General features: G+C 41.1%; 16 protein-coding genes and 2 tRNA genes. 11 read left to right on the top strand and 7 right to left on the bottom strand.

All coding sequences use genetic code 11. The features are described from left to right. Positions 1-27 precede the first annotated feature (27 nt). The 5 genes from O7C57_RS17280 (at position 28) to O7C57_RS17260 (ending at position 6,185) form a co-directional block, all read left to right on the top strand. Positions 28-1,605: an alpha/beta hydrolase-fold protein gene (locus tag O7C57_RS17280; protein WP_244316469.1), complete on the top strand. Its 1,578-nt coding sequence runs from the start codon at positions 28-30 to the stop codon at positions 1,603-1,605. 189 nt (positions 1,606-1,794) lie between these two features. Beyond that, positions 1,795-3,234, top strand: coding sequence for an alkaline phosphatase (phoA, locus tag O7C57_RS17275; RefSeq protein ID WP_154622779.1), 1,440 nt, complete (start codon positions 1,795-1,797; stop codon positions 3,232-3,234). Positions 3,235-3,643: 409 nt separating this feature from the next. Continuing rightward, on the top strand, positions 3,644-5,296 hold the full coding sequence (locus O7C57_RS17270) for a Na/Pi cotransporter family protein (protein ID WP_154622778.1): 1,653 nt from the start codon (positions 3,644-3,646) through the stop codon (positions 5,294-5,296). After that, positions 5,280-5,813 (top strand): GNAT family N-acetyltransferase, encoded by a 534-nt coding sequence (locus tag O7C57_RS17265; RefSeq protein ID WP_154622777.1) that lies wholly within the window; start codon positions 5,280-5,282, stop codon positions 5,811-5,813. Before O7C57_RS17270 ends, O7C57_RS17265 begins: the two co-directional genes overlap by 17 nt. A 111-nt stretch (positions 5,814-5,924) precedes the next feature. Next, positions 5,925-6,185, top strand: a complete 261-nt coding sequence (locus O7C57_RS17260; protein ID WP_154622776.1) for a DUF1435 family protein — start codon at positions 5,925-5,927, stop codon at positions 6,183-6,185. A 96-nt stretch (positions 6,186-6,281) separates the two neighbouring features. Here O7C57_RS17260 and O7C57_RS17255 read toward each other — a convergent pair. The 3 genes from O7C57_RS17255 to rsmC form a co-directional block, all read right to left on the bottom strand. Continuing rightward, a tRNA-Leu gene (locus O7C57_RS17255) sits at positions 6,282-6,367 on the bottom strand. A gap of 65 nt (positions 6,368-6,432) precedes the next feature. Beyond that, positions 6,433-6,518, bottom strand: a tRNA-Leu gene (locus O7C57_RS17250). A gap of 152 nt (positions 6,519-6,670) precedes the next feature. Next, positions 6,671-7,684 (bottom strand): 16S rRNA (guanine(1207)-N(2))-methyltransferase RsmC, encoded by a 1,014-nt coding sequence (gene rsmC, locus O7C57_RS17245; protein ID WP_154622775.1) that lies wholly within the window; start codon positions 7,682-7,684, stop codon positions 6,671-6,673. A gap of 195 nt (positions 7,685-7,879) precedes the next feature. Here rsmC and O7C57_RS17240 point away from each other — a divergent pair, with 195 nt between their 5' ends. Both O7C57_RS17240 and rimI read left to right on the top strand, forming a co-directional pair. Beyond that, entirely contained in the window at positions 7,880-8,290 is a 411-nt protein-coding gene (locus tag O7C57_RS17240; RefSeq protein ID WP_154622774.1) for a DNA polymerase III subunit psi, read from the top strand. After that, on the top strand, positions 8,259-8,711 hold the full coding sequence (rimI, locus tag O7C57_RS17235; RefSeq protein ID WP_163860664.1) for a ribosomal protein S18-alanine N-acetyltransferase: 453 nt from the start codon (positions 8,259-8,261) through the stop codon (positions 8,709-8,711). The genes O7C57_RS17240 and rimI overlap by 32 nt, the downstream gene beginning before the upstream one ends. Positions 8,712-8,780: 69 nt before the next feature. Here rimI and O7C57_RS17230 read toward each other — a convergent pair whose 3' ends face one another. Together O7C57_RS17230 and O7C57_RS17225 are read right to left on the bottom strand one after the other, a co-directional pair. Next, positions 8,781-9,833 (bottom strand): hypothetical protein, encoded by a 1,053-nt coding sequence (locus O7C57_RS17230; protein WP_154622772.1) that lies wholly within the window; start codon positions 9,831-9,833, stop codon positions 8,781-8,783. Between the two features lie 191 nt (positions 9,834-10,024). After that, positions 10,025-11,593, bottom strand: a complete 1,569-nt coding sequence (locus O7C57_RS17225; protein ID WP_196713777.1) for a BCCT family transporter — start codon at positions 11,591-11,593, stop codon at positions 10,025-10,027. Between the two features lie 287 nt (positions 11,594-11,880). Here O7C57_RS17225 and O7C57_RS17220 point away from each other — a divergent pair, with 287 nt between their 5' ends. From O7C57_RS17220 to O7C57_RS17210, 3 genes are read left to right on the top strand one after another with little or no spacing between them, the layout of a single operon-like run. Continuing rightward, complete coding sequence (locus O7C57_RS17220) at positions 11,881-13,008, top strand: aromatic ring-hydroxylating oxygenase subunit alpha (protein ID WP_154622171.1); 1,128 nt, start codon at positions 11,881-11,883, stop codon at positions 13,006-13,008. 25 nt (positions 13,009-13,033) lie between these two features. Next, the gene (locus O7C57_RS17215) at positions 13,034-14,482 is read left to right on the top strand and encodes an NAD-dependent succinate-semialdehyde dehydrogenase (protein WP_269723378.1); all 1,449 of its coding nucleotides are present in this window, start codon (positions 13,034-13,036) and stop codon (positions 14,480-14,482) included. Between the two features lie 29 nt (positions 14,483-14,511). Further along, positions 14,512-15,465 carry a PDR/VanB family oxidoreductase gene (locus O7C57_RS17210; protein WP_163860667.1) on the top strand — a complete coding sequence of 318 codons (954 nt, stop codon included), beginning with the start codon at positions 14,512-14,514 and terminating at the stop codon, positions 15,463-15,465. 43 nt (positions 15,466-15,508) lie between these two features. Here O7C57_RS17210 and O7C57_RS17205 read toward each other — a convergent pair whose 3' ends face one another. Both O7C57_RS17205 and O7C57_RS17200 read right to left on the bottom strand, forming a co-directional pair. Continuing rightward, on the bottom strand, positions 15,509-16,405 hold the full coding sequence (locus tag O7C57_RS17205; RefSeq protein ID WP_247046969.1) for a helix-turn-helix domain-containing protein: 897 nt from the start codon (positions 16,403-16,405) through the stop codon (positions 15,509-15,511). 25 nt (positions 16,406-16,430) lie between these two features. Beyond that, positions 16,431-17,354 (bottom strand): LysR substrate-binding domain-containing protein, encoded by a 924-nt coding sequence (locus O7C57_RS17200; protein WP_154622167.1) that lies wholly within the window; start codon positions 17,352-17,354, stop codon positions 16,431-16,433. Positions 17,355-17,461: 107 nt separating this feature from the next. Here O7C57_RS17200 and O7C57_RS17195 point away from each other — a divergent pair, with 107 nt between their 5' ends. After that, on the top strand, positions 17,462-18,529 hold the full coding sequence (locus O7C57_RS17195) for a tartrate dehydrogenase (protein WP_154622166.1): 1,068 nt from the start codon (positions 17,462-17,464) through the stop codon (positions 18,527-18,529). Positions 18,530-18,635: the final 106 nt, after the last annotated feature.

Below are 18,635 nucleotides of genomic sequence, written 5' to 3'. Positions count from 1 at the left end.
TTAAATTAGCTCTCAATGGAAGTTGATGTGAAATCGTTACCTTTAATTGGTTGTATTTTATTTTCGTCATCTGCGATGGCGGCGGTATCGGAGTGTATTCGTTTAGATGAATTATCGTCTTCTATTCAGGGTATTCATGATAGTGAAGGTCATAGCTGTTTATTCGTTGAAATTTCTGATAAACAGTATATCCGCCAAGAGGGGGATGGGATCTCAGATATCGTACTTACTGACAGTACTAAAACACCAATCCGTGTACTGCTGCAAAAAATGCCACACGCAGAGCCTCACTCCGTCTCTTATATTGTCCCTGCTCAGGGGCAATATTATCTCAATTTACAGGGCGCCCCTGCTCAGCCATGGAATCTTAAATTCAACTTATCGAATTACCAGCCTTTGGCGATTGAGGCAGAAAATAAAATTGATAGCCCTAAGTTACAGGCATTGATTGATAAACACCTGAAGGAGAAAACGACAGATACTTTTTGGCGAGAGGTGAAAGAGCAGGGCACCCCGCTCGTTGAGGAGTATAAGAAAGGGCAGCAGAAAGTCACTTTTTTATGGCGTGGAGCAAAAGCGAATGCTTATATTTTAGGTGCCCCTTCAGGTAACCATGAGACCATGGCTCATATACCGAATACGGATATTTGGTACCGCACTTTTATCGTGCCGAATGATACGTTATCGCAATATAAAATTGCGCCAGATGTGCCAAAAGTGACAGAAGGTGGGTTTGCGCAGCGCAAGGCAATTCTAGCAACAGCACAAGCGGATCCTTTCAACGCACAGGCGATCCCATCACTGCTAAATGATCGCTATAATCGTTTTTCATTATTGTCACTATCACCCGAAAAACGTCAATGTCACTTTGCTCAGATAGAAGGTCATCAACTTAATGGTCAATTGACATCATTTAGCTTCCACAGCAATGTGCTGAATAATGATCGACAAATTTATGTGTATCGCCCTAAGGCGGCCATGAAGCAACCTGCCGTATTCGTTTTGTTAGATGGGCAAATCTATCTACAAACATACAAAATGGCTGAATTTTTTGATAAGTGGATGTCAGAAGGAGCCATACCACCGATGTATGTGGTATTTGTCGATAGCATTAGCTCTGAGCGCAGAAATGTGGAGCTACCACCAAACGCTGAGTTCCCTGCTATGCTTGCTAAAGAGCTTATGCCTGTTTTAGCAACCAAAGGTATTCAAGCGCCTGCAAAATCCACCATTATTGCGGGGTCGAGTTATGGTGGTTTGGGGGCGACTTGGAATGCTCTGTCACATCCTGAATTATTCGGGAATGTCCTCAGTATGTCCGGTTCTTATTGGTGGGCACCTAAAGGCAAAGATCCTGAATGGCTAATCCGCGAAATCGAACAAATGTCGAAAAAACCGTTACGTTTTTATCTTGAGGCAGGGTTATTCGAACAGCGTGGTAGTTGGGGTGGGATAATCCAAAATCATTATCGATTATTGGATGTGTTAAAGCATAAAGGGTATCAAGTGGAGGCCGAAGAGCTTCCGAGTGGCCATGATTATGTTTCTTGGTGTGAAACCTTATATCAAGGGACTCGTTATTTGATGGCTGAACCACCGAAATAATAATGTCATCTATTAGTGATAGAAAATGCAAAAAGCAGTCTTTATTGGACTGCTTTTTTTGCATATTATGGCAATCGTCTTCTTTTCGACACAAAAGCGTCATTCAACTGTCATCTAGCAGGATTAGCATGCCAGTCATTATTTGAAGCAATTACATATTTAACTTCTTTTATTGGCAAGGAAATGATTATGATGAATCATTGCATGAAATCGATTCTAGCTGTAGCAGTAAGTTCAATAGTTTTTGGTAGTATTATTCCCGCCTCCGCATCCACGTCTAAAGATGATGCTGCTTTACAACACCGAGCTGCACAAGGTGATGTTACCCAATTTGGTGGTGCTCGTCGTTTAACCCAAGAACAAACAGATATTATGAAATCTGCGCTTCATAACGAGCAAGCGAAAAACGTGATTCTGTTTATTGGTGATGGTATGGGAGACTCTGAAATTACCGTCGCACGTAACTATGCAGAAGGCGCAGGTGGTTTCTTTAAAGGCATTGATGCATTGCCTATCACGGGTCAATATACTCACTATGCATTAAGTAAAAAAACACAAAAACCTGACTATGTTACCGACTCATCTGCTTCTGCAACGGCATGGTCTACTGGTGTAAAAACCTATAATGGCGCCTTAGGTGTCGATGTATTCGGTAAAGACCATGAAACCTTACTTGAGATTGCTAAACGTAATGGTAAAGCGACTGGTAATGTTACGACTTCTGAGTTGCAAGACGCGACACCTGCTGCACAATTTTCTCATGTGACAGGTCGTAAATGTTATGGACCTGAAGAAACGTCTGAAAAATGTGCAACCAATGCCTTAGAGAATGGTGGTCGTGGTTCAATCACTGAGCAACTACTGGTTACCCGCGCGGATGTCACGTTAGGGGGTGGTGCGAAGAGCTTTAAACAAGTTGCAAAAGCGGGTGATTACCAAGGTAAAACCTTAGAAGAGCAAGCAAAGGAACGTGGCTTTAATATTGTTCGTGATGCGAAATCCTTAGATGCAGTCACTGTTGCTAACCAAGACAAACCTGTTTTAGGCCTATTCCATGACGGTAATATGGCTGTTGCTTGGGAAGGCCCTAAAGCGACATATCATGGCAATATTGATAACCCGCCGCTTGAGTGTAAACCGAATTCTAAGTTAGATCCAAATGCGCCAACGTTGGCTCAAATGACTAAAAAAGCGATCGAGTTATTAGAAGTTAACCCTAATGGTTTCTTCTTACAGGTTGAGAGTGCTTCCATCGATAAAAAGAATCATAGCGCGAATCCATGTGGTCAAATTGGTGAAACAGTGGCATTGGATGAGGCCGTACAGGTTGGTTTAGAGTTTGCGAAAAAACATGGGGACACACTAATTATTGTGACAGCTGACCATGCTCACTCTAGCCAAATTGTTCCTCAAGGCGTTAAAGCACCTGGCTTGACTCAAGCTCTGATTACAAAAGATGGTTCCGTCATGGTCGTTAACTACGGTAACTCTGAAACGGAGTCGCAGGAGCATACTGGCACTCAATTACGCGTTGCAGCATATGGCCCACATGCTGCTAACGTCATGGGATTGACTGACCAAACCGATTTGTTCTTTACCATGCGTGATGCCATGGGATTGAAACAATAAACCAACCCTGTAAGCTAAACCCTCTATGATAGGAAGTTGTAGAGGGTTTTTTATTTATTGTCTTATCTTCTTTCCCTCGATTTACGCTCTCTTACATTAACTGTTTTGCGTTAATTCATCGATTCAGGTATAAAAAATTATTAGGTGTTTGAGTTCGTTTGAGCTGATTATGAGAGATTAAACGGCTCTATCACCAATACAACGACTGAGTAATTTGTTGTTAACTTTTTGAAAAACAATAAAAACAAGGTATGATTGTACGATTTCATTTAATAAGATAATGTTTTTAGTTATCTAATTAGCTCATCCATCAAGAGTGAGGAAGGCTATTTTCTTCCGCTAAAAAACACTCATATAGTTTTTATCACCATTGTCTTAACTATAACAAATATCACGTCATAGGGTTTCAATGCTGGCACTTTTACATCTTTTATCATCTGTCGCATTGCTGGTTTGGGGGACTCATATTGTCCGTACCGGTATTATGCGGGTTTTTGGTGCTGATCTACGCCGAATTTTAGGGAAAAGCGTCAATCGAAGAACAAGCGCCTTTCTTTCTGGTGTAGGGGTCACCGCATTAGTTCAAAGCAGTAATGCAACAGCATTACTTGTGATCTCTTTTGTTTCTCAGGGGCTAATTTCATTAACGCCTGCAATGGTTATTATGCTTGGTGCCGATGTCGGGACGGCGTTAATGGCGAGGGTGTTAACTTTTGATCTCTCTTGGTTATCGCCTCTGTTAATTCTGGTCGGGGTATCAACCTTTTTGAGCCAGAAGAAAAATAGGGCGGGTCAAATTGGGCGCGTTGGTATTGGGTTAGGCTTAATTTTACTTGCACTACAGTTAATTGTGGCATCGGCAGAGCCGATTACTCATGCTGACGCAGTGAAAGCTATCTTTACCTCGTTGAGTGGCGATGTGGTTTTAGCGCTGCTGGTGGGCGCGCTATTTGCTATGGTGAGCTACTCCAGTTTAGCGGCTGTACTATTAACAGCCACGTTGAGTGCGACAGGCTTAGTACCACTCTACATTAGTTTAAGTATTGTCATTGGCTCCAATATAGGTAGTGGTTTACTCGCGATGATGAGTAGCCGCGGACAAAATGAGATCTCGCGGCAAGTTGTCCTTGGGAGCTTACTATTCAAATTAATTGGTTGTGCCGTCGTGCTACCTTGGGTTAAACCCATTGCACAATGGATTAGCCACTACGGCTTTAATGAAGCCGAAATCGTGATCTATTTTCACGTCTTTTATAACTTAGCTCGCTGTTTAGTCATGCTACCCTTTGTGGGTCCAATGGCGAGGCTATGTAATAAATTAATCCCTATTGTTCCGTCAATGGCGCAAGAAATAGCGCCTCGTTATTTAGATAAAAGCGCATTAGAAACCCCCTCACTTGCTATCGCCAATGCTGTACGAGAAACATTGCGTATGGGAGATGTGCTGGGTGTGATGTTACAGCGCTTTACCGATGTCTTGAATGGCAATAAGGAGCAAAAAAGGGAAATCAGCCGCTTGGAAGAAGAAGTGGATATGCTACATAGCAGCATTAAACTGTATCTCGCACAATTACAACAAAGTGAATTGAGTGAAGAAGATTCAAGGCGTTGGGCTGAAATTATTGATACCGCTTTCAATTTACAGCAATCTTCGACTATCATCCATCGCATGACATCGGAGCTAGTCAAAAAGTCCATTGATAATCGTCGCTCATTTTCTCATGAAGGCTATAAAGAATTGAATTCATTACTTGAGCGATTGCAAGCTAACTTAAATTTAGGGATGTCTGTTTTTGTTTCAGCCGATATTGATAATGCAAAACGTTTACGACGGGCAAAACATCGTTTCCGTCTTATTAACCAGCGTTTTGCTTACGCACATGTGGAAAGGTTGCATGAACAAAATATGCAAAGCTTAGATACTAGCAACTTACATGTGAGCCTACTTGGAGATATGAAACGGTTGAATTCATTATTTTGTGCTGTCGCCTACCATGCTTTAGAAGGTGTAGCAGAGAGTCGTAAAGAACAATTGAGTTTAGAAAATGAGAAAAATACGTGAGTTACAACGTGATGAAATTCCATCCGTTTGGTCAATTGATAGAACAGAATTAATCGAAAATCTCTATCTTCATCAAGATGGAAAGTTGGTGCTATCGGCACAACGTTTTGATATGAAAGGTTGGCCTGAAGGTGAGCCTGAAGCTTATACGCCACATTTACTCGAAAGTTATGATAATGGCGCGGTGTTTATTGGTGTATATGACCAAGATGAGCTAATCGCAGCGGCAAGCCTAGATAACGTCTGGCGTGGCGAAGAACATAATTTACTTCAGTTATCATTTTTGCACGTTAGCCATCGCTATCGAGGTGAAGGCTTAGGTGGAATGTTATTTAATCAGTGTTGTGAGCTAGCGAAAGAGAAGGGAGCCGCTGGGTTGTATGTATCAGCAACACCTTCTGAAAATACAGTGCATTTTTACCAATATATGGGATGTAAGCTACTTGAACGGCCTGATCCTGAATTATTTGCGTTAGAGCCTGAAGATATACATTTTGTGTATCTATTTGATGAATAAGTTATTTTAAGTTTCGATTAAACGCGTGTCGTTTCCTCAACAAAACGGTTGTTTTTTGTTAAAAACAAGATATGATTGATAATCATTATCATTTGTATTGTTGAGGTAGCTATGCCAATAAATGTAACAAAAAGCGCTTATTTACGCCGCTCTGCCGCAGGGTTATGGGGTGTTTTTGCGGTTATTTTGTTGAGCGTGATTTATCTACTCAGCAATATGGGGCTAAATAGCCTGAAAATTATCACTATCGTCACCATGCTGGCGACCGCGGCAATGTTGTTTAATCGAGGCTCGCGGCACTTATTAATTGTTCCTGCTGTTATTGCACTGTTATGTAGTTTGATTGCTTTGGTATTACAACATAATACTTAGTGATGGCGGATAAAAGAGGTGATGACAAAAGCGTTTGTTATTGCACGCAGATGAGTTAGATGGGCAATTTTGAGTCTTGGTGAACGATATTAACAGTGGTGCGAAAGGGGGGACTTGAACCCCCACGTCCGAAGGGCACTAACACCTGAAGCTAGCGCGTCTACCAATTCCGCCACCCTCGCAGGTACTGTCAATTCTCAGCTATTGTTGTTAAGTCTAATGTGGACCTTAAAACAGAGAGTCTATCTGGTGCGAAAGGGGGGACTTGAACCCCCACGTCCGAAGGACACTAACACCTGAAGCTAGCGCGTCTACCAATTCCGCCACCCTCGCAATATCAGACACTATCTTGTCGCAATAGCACGCAGCGGATTTTAGGCTAATTTTGCCATTCGTCAATAATTTTTTATTGCACTTTTATTTTTTTGATGTAAAAACGGCCAACAATTATTGATTGGCCGTAATGTAAAAAAAGCTTAATGTAATTAACGTTTAATCGCTTGGTAAACTTTAAATTTTCCTGTTTTTGCCAAAACCTCATGGCTACCAAAAGCCTTATCTAACATATCTGGATAAGGTAAAAAGGCATTAGCAACAATACGGAAACGCCCCCCTTTCTTTAGGTATTTTGGCGCTTGGTAAATGATATTTTCAGCCGCGCTATAGTTGGTATTTAAGCCATCATGGAATGGTGGATTGGAGATTATCCAATCAAATTTATCATGAATATCAGAGTAAGCGTCACTTGCAATCACTTTCCCCTTCAGTTGATTCGCTTGCAGTGTTGCAATAGAAGAACGAATAGCCGCGGCGCTAACATCACTTAGGGTCAGTGTAACATCTGGGTTGTGAGTACCCACTACAGCAGCTAATACGCCATTACCACAAGCGAGATCGAGAAGGTTACCGGTAATCGGTTCATTAAGTGTCGAAAGGAGTAAGTCACTACCAATATCTAATTCATTATGGCTGAATACACCAGGTAAAGCGTGAATTTGTACTTCTTCGACTTCATAGCGACGCCACCAACGTGCAATGTCAAAGTGTGTTGGGTGCTCTAATTCACCATAATAAAGTCCACAGCGTCTTGCCGAGTCAATTTTTTGTAATGTTGCAATACCTTCCATAATAGATTCGGCACTTTTTACGCCACTACGATTTTCCCCGACGATAAAAATCTGACTGCCCACTGCGAGGTGAGTACATAAATCATCGAGTTGAAAACAGGCTTCTTGTTTGTTTTTAGGCCAAAAGTAAATTAAGGTATTACAAGGTTGGATAAAATCCGCATCGGCAATAGCAGCAAATTGTGCATTTTCACCCATTAAGCGACTTAGGTTTTGCCAGTGATGATATTGGTTAGTGAGAACCCGTACACTCGCGGCTTCTAAGGTTGCAGCAAATTCATCTTGAATATCACCGGCTAAAATCACGTGTCGATCAGTAAAATGTTCAAGGTGGCGTTGGATAACTTCGCTAGCCGGTGTCAGTAGTGACATACTTTTTATCTCCTAAATACTCTTCATACGTCGAGCCGTCGCGTTGTTGACGCCTAGCTGCAATGCAAATGGTATATAAACTGAATTATTTTGCGCACACTTTATCAGAAAATGGGGAAATAGCATTGCTATGTTGGCGCTATTAATCCGCTTTGATAAGATGTGATTGTTAATATAGCGACTGGAATAAAATTAATGGCACGACGTGACAAGCTTTTAAATCAAATGGGTATCACTCAATGGGTAGTGAGAAACCCTGCTGTATTACGCGGTGAACGTGGTGTAAGAATTCCAGATTCGACTAAGCTTATTATTATTACTGATGAGAACCTCGATTTAAACAGCCTACTGTTAAAAGATATTTTTTTAGCGATGAAAGTGTATCCAACAGATGTGGTTTGTATTAATTCGGAGCAATTGGCGATGCTTCCAACACCAATAACAATAAATTGTTGGGTATTAGGCAGCCAATCTCATCCAGAAGGGTTAAAAACAACCTTTATTTCTCCTGTATTAGATGAGCTGGCAACCAGCAATAGCGCTAAACGGGCACTATGGGAGCAGATTTACCAGTATGACGAAAATTTCAGCACTAAAGCAGTCTGATCTTGCTACTGCGTTCTTAATTGAGAAGTTAAGTCATGATTTTCCTTGGACTGAACGTGTTTTTTATGGCAACCAAGGTGAAAAATATCATAACATAAAAATTTCCGTTAATAATCAGGTTGTTGGTTTTGCAATAACACAGTGTATCCTAGATGAGGCAACACTGTTTAATATTGCTATTCATCCTGATTATCAAGGGAAAGGTTATGGACGTCTTTTGATGGAACAACTGATCACCGATTTAGTTGATAAAGGTATTTTGACATTATGGCTTGAAGTTCGAGAGTCCAATGCAGCTGCATTGCGCCTATATGATAAATTAGGCTTTCATCAAGTTACGGTGCGTAAAGATTATTATCCTGCAAAACAAGGACGCGAAGACGCATTAATTTTGGCTTTAACTCTGTTTAATGACGAATAATTTAGAAGAAAGCTGACTTATTCAATAAAACCACGGCCTAATGGAGGTCGTGGTAAACAATCACTAATATTAGCTTTTCACAATCAGTGGGTCTTGGCTCACCATATTGTATTCAGTTCCTTTTCTGTAGCCAAAAATTCTTACTAATGTCCTGCGGTTATCTTTAACGATATCTCTAGAGTGTAGGCTTATTTTATTATTGATAACAATCATTCTGGATGGCTGTAAATCGACAGCATCAAACGCGAGCTTTTCGGTAATATGATTAAATTTAATGTAGGTATCTTTAATAAATGCTGAGGCGGATGGGTTAACGGAAAAACGCTCCGGATTAAAGTTCATATTCAATTTTCCATCCTTGTTGAGTTCGAGTATGGGAACCTGTTTACCACCTAAGCTCTTGCCTTCACCGGCTGTTTTTGCTGGACGGAAATCAAAGCTATTAGTCGTTAATGCAATAATTTCTTCTAATGACAGCAAGGTGAGAGCGCGCTCAATAGAGATCACTTTTGTCGTTTCATATAAAGGATTCCATCGAGCGGTGAGTACAAGAGTCGATGGGGATGGAGAGTGCCCATCAACAACTTTGATTGCAGAATAATAAGGGTCTTCTGTATGAGGTACAATGGCCTTACCAGAATGTGAACTGGTATCAGGATCTTCATTCTGTAATTTTTCGGTACCGCCACCATAAAAATTAGCGACGATTCTAATAATATTTCCGACGTTCTCTTTGTCATACGCAAAGGTTGTTTCATTAAGGAGCGCTAAAATAATCTGTTGTTGTGAGGCTAATTTTAAAATTTCGATATCGGTTTCTAATTCTTGAAGCGTTGGAAATGCCAATTTATCTGGAATAGTTATTGGGCTTCCATCCATGTTAGTATGAATTAATCCCTCGAAAACTAAGTAAGGAATTTTTTCATCAATATAATCATTAATTAATTTTTTATCTTGCCCACTGAATAATGGTAATAATTGAACCGCAACTTCTTCCGCTGCGCCTTGGCTGCCTTTTGCTTGAGGACCGCCATTTAGCGCGAGTTGGCAGGATTTATCATGTAAGAAATTGGCTATTTCTGCTTTGAGAACGATGCGATTAAGGCGATTGTTTTCTGGCATGATCTTATTATTCCTATAATTAATTTTAATAAGTCAATAGAGATCTTATTGATAACGAAGACTATCCAAATCATTAATTAGGAAATAATAAAAAAATAATGATTTTTTGCGAGCGCTTAATGTATTAGTGATTAATAATAAAAAAAACCACAACATTAACATTGTGGTTTTTTGTTCTCTGATGAGAAATACTATTCTGATAACTTTTCAGGGGTCGGTAAAATAGGTTGATTGAGTATGATTTTATTCTTTTTACGGTATTTTTTTTCTGCTTTTGCTATTTTGATTTCCTCATTAAGCCCTTTGTAAGTTGAATAGCACATGATGAGCATTAATATTGAAAGTGGAATGGCTGTAGCCACTAATGCCGATTGTAAGCCGGATAGGCCACCTGTAATGATCAGCACAATCGCGATAGCTGCAATAATCACTCCCCAAATTGTTTTGGTGATATGAGTTGGGTTTGGGTTTCCATTTTCACTCACCATACCCAGAACAAAAACCGCTGAGTTTGCTGAAGTAATAAAAAACACCATGACTAAAACCATTGCCAGTATGCACAGGAAAGTACTCGCAGGAAAGTAATCTAAAAACTTGAAGAAGGCCGAAGTCACATCCGTTTTTACTGCCTCTGCTAACGCTTTTTGCCCCATATTTTGGATCAAATGGATTGCTGATCCTCCCATAACGGCAAACCAAGCAAATGAGCCAAGGACCGGAATGAATACTGCACCAATCATAAATTCTTTAATTGTGCGGCCTTTAGAAATACGCGCAACGAAGCTACCCACTAATGGTGCCCATGCAATCCACCAACCAAAGTAAAACAGAGTCCAGTTAGCGATCCACGTACCATCATTATAAGGCTCTGTGCGAAATGACATACTGACGAAATTTTGTGCGTAGTCACCAATACCTTGGAACAGTACTTTTAAGATGGTTTGTGTTGGGCCGGCAAATAAAATAAATCCCATCAATGCGAAAGCTAACAACATATTCAGGTTCGATAGGTGTTTGATGGCACCTTGTAAACCTGAAATTGTTGACGTGATATAAATAACGGTGACCACTGCAATGATCGCGATCTGTATCCAGATACTGACAGGCATTCCCCACAAGTAATTCATTCCGCTGTTAACTTGCAGTGTGCCAAAGCCTAGTGAGGTTGCAATCCCAATCACGATCGACAACACAACAATGACATCGACCCATTTACCGATAGACCCTTTGACTTTGTCGCCGATAAGCGGATAGAAAACAGAGCTAAGAGATGAAGGTAGTTTTTTCCTAAATTGAAAAAAAGCTAATGACACACCGACTAATGCATAGCACGCCCAAGCAGAAACTCCCCAGTGTAGATAGACATATTGCATGGCGGTTTTCGCCGCTTGTTCAGTATAGCCTGTTCCAATAGGTGGATTTATATAGTAGGAAACGGGTTCTGCCACTCCCCAAAATACGAGACTGATGCCTATTGAAGCACTGAATAGCATGCCTATCCATGTTGCCGTACGGTATTCAGGGCGGTCATTATCATCACCGAGACGAATATGACCAAACTTTGAAAAACCAAGGTACATACAAAAGCTAAAAAAGATAAAGACGGCTCCGAGTATAAACCAACCTAAGTTGTTATAGATAAAACCCAGAGAGGAATTTGAAAATGCTTCGAGTTTGTCAGGTATAAACGCGCCTATGCTGATTAATAGCAGGCTAAAGGCGAGCGATACGTAAAATACAGATTTCTTATTATTCATCATACCTTTTCTCCAGTTGCTCACTTCTTTTTATGTCTTTTAATGAGAGTTGGTTGCAGGGAATGCTACTGTCGGTTTACAGAGAATATCCATGAAAACATTGTGAGGTCAACAATTAATTAACCTAACGTTAACAATATATTTGAGAGTGATTTTATTATCTTGTTGATTTTAAGTGGTTAATAAAATTATTCGAGGAGAGGTGTAATATTTTGTTTGATCATTATTGAGATCTGGATTAACATCCTCAAAAATAATGTTAACTATAAGTTTACATAAGTGAGGTAGTTATGAGCAATGCAAAAAAAGTCATTTCGATTAATGATCACCTTGATATTGATAATGCATGGACTATCCCTGCACGTTATTACACTTCCGATGACGTATTTGAATTCGAAAAAGAAAATATCTTTGCTAACTCTTGGGTGTGTGTCGCTCATTGTAGTGAAGTCAAAGAGAAAAATGCCTACATCACTCGTCAGTTGATTGGCGAAAGTCTTGTTATTGTTCGTGGGCGTGATGATGTTTTGCGTGGCTTCTATAATGTATGCCCACACCGCGGTCACCAATTGATCAGTGGTGAAAGCGGTAAAATGAAGAATGTGATCACTTGCCCTTATCACGCTTGGGCATTCAAATTAGATGGCCAGTTGGCTCATGCAACAAACTGCGAGAATGTTAATAATTTTGATGCAGATGCAATGACATTAAGTAGCTTCCATGTTGTTGAGCATGCAGGTTTTATTTATATCAACTTGACTGAAGGTGAACCTCAACCCATCGAGGAGCAATTACCTGGGTTAGCGGAGAAAATGGAAGAAGCCTGTTCAGTGATCCGTGATCTCAAGTTAGCTGCTCGTTTTGTCAGTCATACACCTGCTAACTGGAAAACGATTGTTGATAACTATATTGAGTGTTATCACTGCCCTACGAACCATGTGAGTTTCGCCAGTTCTGTTGACGTCAATGTGTACGAACACCAATTGAATGAGAACTGGACTGTACAAATTGGTAAAGCTAAGCCTTCTGAGTCTTCTTATCAGTTCGATGAATCGGTCGTTAATCCGCGTTTCTTCGGGTTTTGGATTTGGCCAAGCACCATGTTCAATATGCCTCCAGGTGGCGATTTCATGACCGTTATTTATGAATTCCCAGCCAATGCGGGTGAAACCTTACAACATTATGATATTTATTTCTTAAATGAAGAGCTGACGGAATATCAGAAAAATTTAATTGAATGGTATCGCACCGTTTTCCGTCCGGAAGATTTGCGTTTAGTTGAAAGCGTACAAAAAGGATTACGTTCTCGTGGTTATCGCGGACAAGGCCGGATTATGGCAGATAGGCAGCGTAGTGGCATCAGTGAACACGGCGTCGCGCACTTCCATAAGTTAATTGCGACTGCGCATACTGAGTAAAGCAGGCCGATCAGGGGAATAATACATGAATAGGTTAAGTAATCCCGCTTTGTTCCGTCAGTCCTGCTATATCAATGGTCAGTGGGTAGATAGCGCTAAAACGCTAACGGTCACAAACCCTGTAGATCAGTCTGTGCTGGGAACTATTCCCAGCCTTTCGGTTGAACAGGTCAATAATGCGATCATTCAAGCCCATGAAGGGATGCTCAGTTGGAGTAAACTGACAGCAAAACAGCGTTCTATTATTCTACATCGTTGGTTTACTTTAATAGAAGCTAACGTTGATGATTTAGGTTTGCTGATGACTTTAGAGCAGGGTAAACCTTTCAATGAGGCGAAAGGTGAAATTCGCTATGCGGCTTCATTTATAGAATGGTTTGCCGAGGAGGGGAAACGAGTTTATGGAGAGACGATCCCACAAACGGTCACGAGCAATCGAATTTTAACTATCAAGCAGCCTATTGGTGTATGTAGTGCTATCACTCCGTGGAATTTTCCTGCGGCGATGATCACGCGTAAAGCTGCGCCTGCACTGGCTGCGGGGTGTAGCATGCTTATCAAGCCTGCCAGCGAAACGCCGTTTACGGCATTAGCCCTCGCTGAATTAGCAGCACAAGCGGGGATCCCTGCTGGCGTTTTTAATGTTGTTACAGGGGAGTCTCGTGTTTTAGGCGAATTACTCACACGGCACCCGTTAATCAGTAAATTCTCTTTTACCGGTTCAACACAGGTTGGGCGCCAGCTGTATGAGCAGTGTGCATCAACCATTAAAAAGACGTCCTTAGAATTGGGTGGGAATGCGCCGTTTATTGTGTTTGATGATGCTGATATCGATAAAGCTGTCAGTAGCGCAATACAGGCTAAGTTCCGTAATGGTGGGCAAACATGTGTTTGTGTGAATCGTTTCTATATCCATGATGCGATTTACGAACAGTTTCTCACAAAGTTTGTCGCTAAAGTGAGCCAGTTACGTATTGGTAACGGCCTAGATGAAGGCACTGATATCGGGCCTATGATTACATCTCGTGCTATTGAAGGCATGCATGCATTAGTCGACGACGCTATCGCAAAAGGCGCACGGAAACTGACATTAGGTAATGAAATTGCCGAACAAGGTCATTTTATTAACCCGAAAGTATTGGTGGATGTTGATGATTCTATGGATATTGTGCATGAGGAAATCTTTGGTCCTATTGCTGCCATGATCCGTTTTCATGATGAAGATGAAGTTATTCGTCGAGCGAATGCGACGATTTATGGCTTGGCTGCTTATTTCTTTTCAAAAGATATTGGTCGTGTCTATCGTGTCGCTGAAAAGCTACAAAGTGGCATGGTTGGGATTAACACTGGCATGATCTCGAATGAGGTTGCACCGTTTGGTGGTGTTAAGCAGTCAGGTTTAGGCAAGGAGGGTTCTCGCTATGGTATTGAGGATTATCTCACCGTGAAATATTTGTGTATTGATATTGCTTAGCCAGTAATTAAGTGAAAGAGGGAATTGTGATGAGCCAGCAAAAAATTGCCGTGACGGTTAGCCGCATAGAGCAGCTCACCCCAACCATTAAGCTGTTCGAATTTGCGGCAAAAGATAGCGTGTTCGAACCTTTTAGTGCGGGAAGCCATATCACAGTACATATGAATGAAGAAAAGGGGCTAAAGCGTGCTTATTCATTAATCAGTGATCCTAATAACCCGCATCACTACTGTATCTCAGTATTGCGTGATGAGAACTCGAAAGGGGGCTCGGCGTATATGCACGAGCAACTGTTTGAGGGGGATTCACTATATTTATCGCCCGCTGAAAATTATTTCTCACTGGTCGGTGACAGTTCCTGTAAACATATCTTAATTGCTGGTGGAATTGGTATTACCCCATTTTTATCCTATTTATATGAATTAGAAAAAATGGGACTGGATTTTGAATTGCATTACTGTTTTCGCGATCAAAAGACGGCGGCGTTTGTGGAACTGCTTCAACAACGCATTGGAGAACGTCTTTATCTTTATGATAACAGTCAGGGCAAGCGTTTATCAGTAGAACAGTTGGTACAAGCACAGCCTGAGAATAGCCATATTTATGTTTGTGGGCCTGAAACCTTGATTAATGCGGTCATTGAACACGGTTATGCGCATTTAGGTGAATCTAAAGTACATTTCGAAAACTTTGGTGAAGTCGCTAGTGAAGGTGATGCATTTGAAGTTTATTTTCAACGTTCTGGTTTTAGCTTGATGATTAACGAAGGGACGTCAATCTTACAGGCAATCGAGGCAGATAAACGCATTCAGGTAGAGTGTATGTGCCGTAATGGTGTATGTGGGACTTGCGAAACGGCTATTTTAGAAGGGGAAGCGGATCATCGGGACCATTATCTTGACGATGATGAACGCGCACAGCAAAAGACCATGATGTTATGCGTTTCTCGCGCTAAAACTAAACGGCTAGTGTTAGATTTATAAGCTTTTTATCGACTAGGCAGCCCCAACATGGGGCTGTTTTCTATTATTTGAGCTGGAACATCAGAAAAGGTTGTTGTTCATTATCCAGATGATAAGCGGCGCTGATATATTTTCCTTGAAAATGAATATGATCACTGCCTTTATGATAGATGCCTTCTAGCCATGATTTGTGATTGATGGCTAATTGATAGAGTAAGCGTTGTAGCTCTAAATAATCGATATCCGTATTCTGACTTTCAAGATTACTGGCTAATATTTCACCTGCTTTATCCGTAAAGACGACCAGATGGTCAAAGTGAGCCAATAGCACATCAAAATAGCATTTGATTTTACGTAATCTGAGTTCAGTATTTTTACGTTCGGTATTATCAAGACTAATACCAACTAATTTAGTGACTTTACCATTGGGGCCTTTCACACCCGTTGCGCGCGATGTGATCCAGCGATATTGATCATCCCATGCAATTTTAAAATCCATCTCATGAGCACCGCCCTCGCGAATAATTTTTGAGTAACCACTCACGAGTTTATCTTTTGATTCTTGGTTCATTAGTGCCCAAAAGTCATCATTGGTGGTGATTTTGATGCCATAAACATCTTCAACATTATCAGAATAATTGAGTTCGCCCGTCAGTAAGTCCCACTCCCAAGTGACAATTTCGGTGGATTCTTGAAGATGTACTTCATTGATATTACGTGCAATTGTAGGATGGCTTGCTGCCGGTGCGTGGTTGACATAACCATACTTGAGCCATATTTTATCGACATTCAGCAACTGAGCTAATTTTTCAAGGTTGTTCTCATCAATCATACCGCCTTTTGTCCATTTATTGACGGCTGTCCGAGAAACACCTAGTGTTTCAGCGGCTTTTAACTGGCTCATTTTTTGTTGTTTCAATAAGGCCAGCAAACGTTGTCCAAATGTTTGCGTGTCTGTCATCGGCTCATGTCCACCTTTTATTGATTCATTCATCCTGAAATTGACTCGGTAAATGCTTTGATAAATATTGTTCTAAATTTTCAATAAAAACCCGTAAATTGGCGTTATTTCGCACTGTTCGTGAATAAACCGCGTACACGTCGGCAGGCTGACTCCATTGAGGCAGTACACGGATTAGTTGTTCATTTTGGAGCTCTGGTAAGACACTCCATAGGGAGCGTAATAAGATGCCTTCACCACCAATACACCACTGTTTTGCAACGTCACCATTATTCACCATCAGCTTACTATTCGGCGTTACTGTCATACTTTCTGTTTGATGTTGTAGTTTCCACTGAGAAGGTGCCTGATTGCGTTCTTTAATCGTAATACAAAAATGTTGTTTTTCTAATTCTTGAGGGTGATTTGGGCAACGATATTTTTTTAAATAAGAGGGGGCAGCACAAAGAATACGTGTGTTTTTCGCAATACGTTTCGCGATGAAATGTTCAGGAATGATACCGCCAATACAGATATCCAAGTCAATGTTTTCACTAATTATATCAATAGAACGATCAGTTAATGTCAGATCGATACCCAATAAGGGATAGTGAGCGCGTAATGACAAAATAAACGGGTTTAGGTAGGCGCTACCAAATCCAGTGCTACAACTTACTCTTAATTCACCGCGGATCTCTTCTCGACAAGCTTTTAGTTCATTGTGCATGTCATTGAGTTCTTGTAGGAGTATTTCTCCACTTTTCAGGACAATGCGTCCTTCATGAGTTAAATTGATTGAGCGAGCCGCACGGAGAAATAAAGGGTGCCCTAGATTTTCTTCGAGTAATTTGATGCGTTTAGAGACATAAGCGGGTGAAACAAGCAGTTGTTCTGCGGCCCGTGAAAAACTCATCAACCGAGCGACGGTCACAAAAACTTTAATGTCTTCCAATGCAGGTAGCTTGTTCATAGTTTGTAAACCCAAAGATTACACTTCGACGCTATACTTTATCACAGCAACTCATAAACTGGTGATCTTACTCGCTGATAAAATCACTGTTGTGGGAGATTCGTGCCATGTCACAATTTAATATTGCGGTCATTCCTGGGGATGGAATTGGAACTGAAGTTATTCCTGAAGGATTAAAAGTATTAGAAGCGGCCGCCAGTAAGCATCAAATCTCATTTAACTTTACCCATTTCGACTGGTCTTGTGAAACCTATCATCGCACAGGGCGTATGATGCCTGAAGATGGTTTAGAGCAATTAAAAAAATTTGATGCTATTTTTCTAGGGGCTGTAGGCTTTCCGGGGGTGCCTGACCATATTTCACTTTGGGGATTGTTATTGCCTATTCGCCGCGCATTTAACCAGTACGTTAATTTACGCCCCGTACGCCTATTTGAAGGAATTCAGTCGCCTTTAGCGGGTAAAAAACCGGGTGATATCGATTTTTATGTGGTACGTGAAAACGTGGAAGGCGAATACTCCGCTATTGGGGGAATTCAATATGAAGGCACGGAAGATGAAGTCGTATCCCAGCAAAGTATTTTTACCCGTAAAGGCACTGACCGGATATTAAAATATGCCTTTGAACTGGCACAATCACGGGAGAAAAAGCATTTAAGCTCAGCGACTAAGTCAAACGGTTTGTTTCACTCCATGCCGTATTGGGATAGTCGTTTCGCTGCGATGTCAAAACACTATCCTGACGTTAAAGTCGATCAGTTTCATATTGATATTTTTGCCGCGAATTTGGTGAGGATGCCTGAATTTTATGATGTCGTGGTTGGTTCCAATTTGTTTGGGGATATTTTGTCTGACTTAGGACCTGCTTGCACTGGCACAATTGCTATTGCACCTTCAGCGAATATTAACCCTGAAAAACAGTTCCCATCAATGTTTGAGCCTGTTCATGGCTCAGCGCCGGATATTGCGGGTAAAAATATTGCTAATCCTATCGGGACGATTTGGGCCGCGGCGATGATGATGCAACATTTGGACTGCCCACACATGCACGATACCATCATGCATGCAGTGGAAACAGTGATAAAAGAGCGTCGCCATTTAACTCGAGATATGGGCGGTAGCGCGAGTACGCAACAACTCGGGCAAGCCATCGCTGAAATGATTTTAGCGAATTAGCCTTATCCTTATAATGTGGCTGAGCGTTATCGCACTATCTTGTTTACACCTGTTCACGTCAGCCTAGGGATTTGCCAACCTAGGTTGATGATGTCAGGCTTTGATT

Origin of the sequence: Providencia sp. 21OH12SH02B-Prov, from assembly GCF_027362595.1 — a bacterium.
In the GTDB taxonomy this organism is placed as follows: Bacteria; Pseudomonadota; Gammaproteobacteria; order Enterobacterales; family Enterobacteriaceae; genus Providencia; species Providencia zhejiangensis.
This window is presented reverse-complemented; position numbering and strand designations above follow the sequence as displayed.

Bases quoted from the DNA above. Each gene is read 5' to 3' on its own strand.
- O7C57_RS17220 (WP_154622171.1), top strand. From the start codon at position 11,881: ATGAGCAATGCAAAAAAAGTCATTTCGATTAATGATCACCTTGATATT.
- O7C57_RS17240 (WP_154622774.1), top strand. From the start codon at position 7,880: ATGGCACGACGTGACAAGCTTTTAAATCAAATGGGTATCACTCAATGG.
- O7C57_RS17270 (WP_154622778.1), top strand. From the start codon at position 3,644: ATGCTGGCACTTTTACATCTTTTATCATCTGTCGCATTGCTGGTTTGG.
- rimI (WP_163860664.1), top strand. From the start codon at position 8,259: ATGACGAAAATTTCAGCACTAAAGCAGTCTGATCTTGCTACTGCGTTC.
- O7C57_RS17215 (WP_269723378.1), top strand. From the start codon at position 13,034: ATGAATAGGTTAAGTAATCCCGCTTTGTTCCGTCAGTCCTGCTATATC.
- rsmC (WP_154622775.1), bottom strand. From the start codon at position 7,684: ATGTCACTACTGACACCGGCTAGCGAAGTTATCCAACGCCACCTTGAA.
- O7C57_RS17205 (WP_247046969.1), bottom strand. From the start codon at position 16,405: ATGACAGACACGCAAACATTTGGACAACGTTTGCTGGCCTTATTGAAA.
- O7C57_RS17210 (WP_163860667.1), top strand. From the start codon at position 14,512: ATGAGCCAGCAAAAAATTGCCGTGACGGTTAGCCGCATAGAGCAGCTC.
- O7C57_RS17225 (WP_196713777.1), bottom strand. From the start codon at position 11,593: ATGATGAATAATAAGAAATCTGTATTTTACGTATCGCTCGCCTTTAGC.
- O7C57_RS17260 (WP_154622776.1), top strand. From the start codon at position 5,925: ATGCCAATAAATGTAACAAAAAGCGCTTATTTACGCCGCTCTGCCGCA.
- O7C57_RS17230 (WP_154622772.1), bottom strand. From the start codon at position 9,833: ATGCCAGAAAACAATCGCCTTAATCGCATCGTTCTCAAAGCAGAAATA.
- O7C57_RS17200 (WP_154622167.1), bottom strand. From the start codon at position 17,354: ATGAACAAGCTACCTGCATTGGAAGACATTAAAGTTTTTGTGACCGTC.
- O7C57_RS17265 (WP_154622777.1), top strand. From the start codon at position 5,280: ATGAGAAAAATACGTGAGTTACAACGTGATGAAATTCCATCCGTTTGG.
- O7C57_RS17195 (WP_154622166.1), top strand. From the start codon at position 17,462: ATGTCACAATTTAATATTGCGGTCATTCCTGGGGATGGAATTGGAACT.
- phoA (WP_154622779.1), top strand. From the start codon at position 1,795: ATGATGAATCATTGCATGAAATCGATTCTAGCTGTAGCAGTAAGTTCA.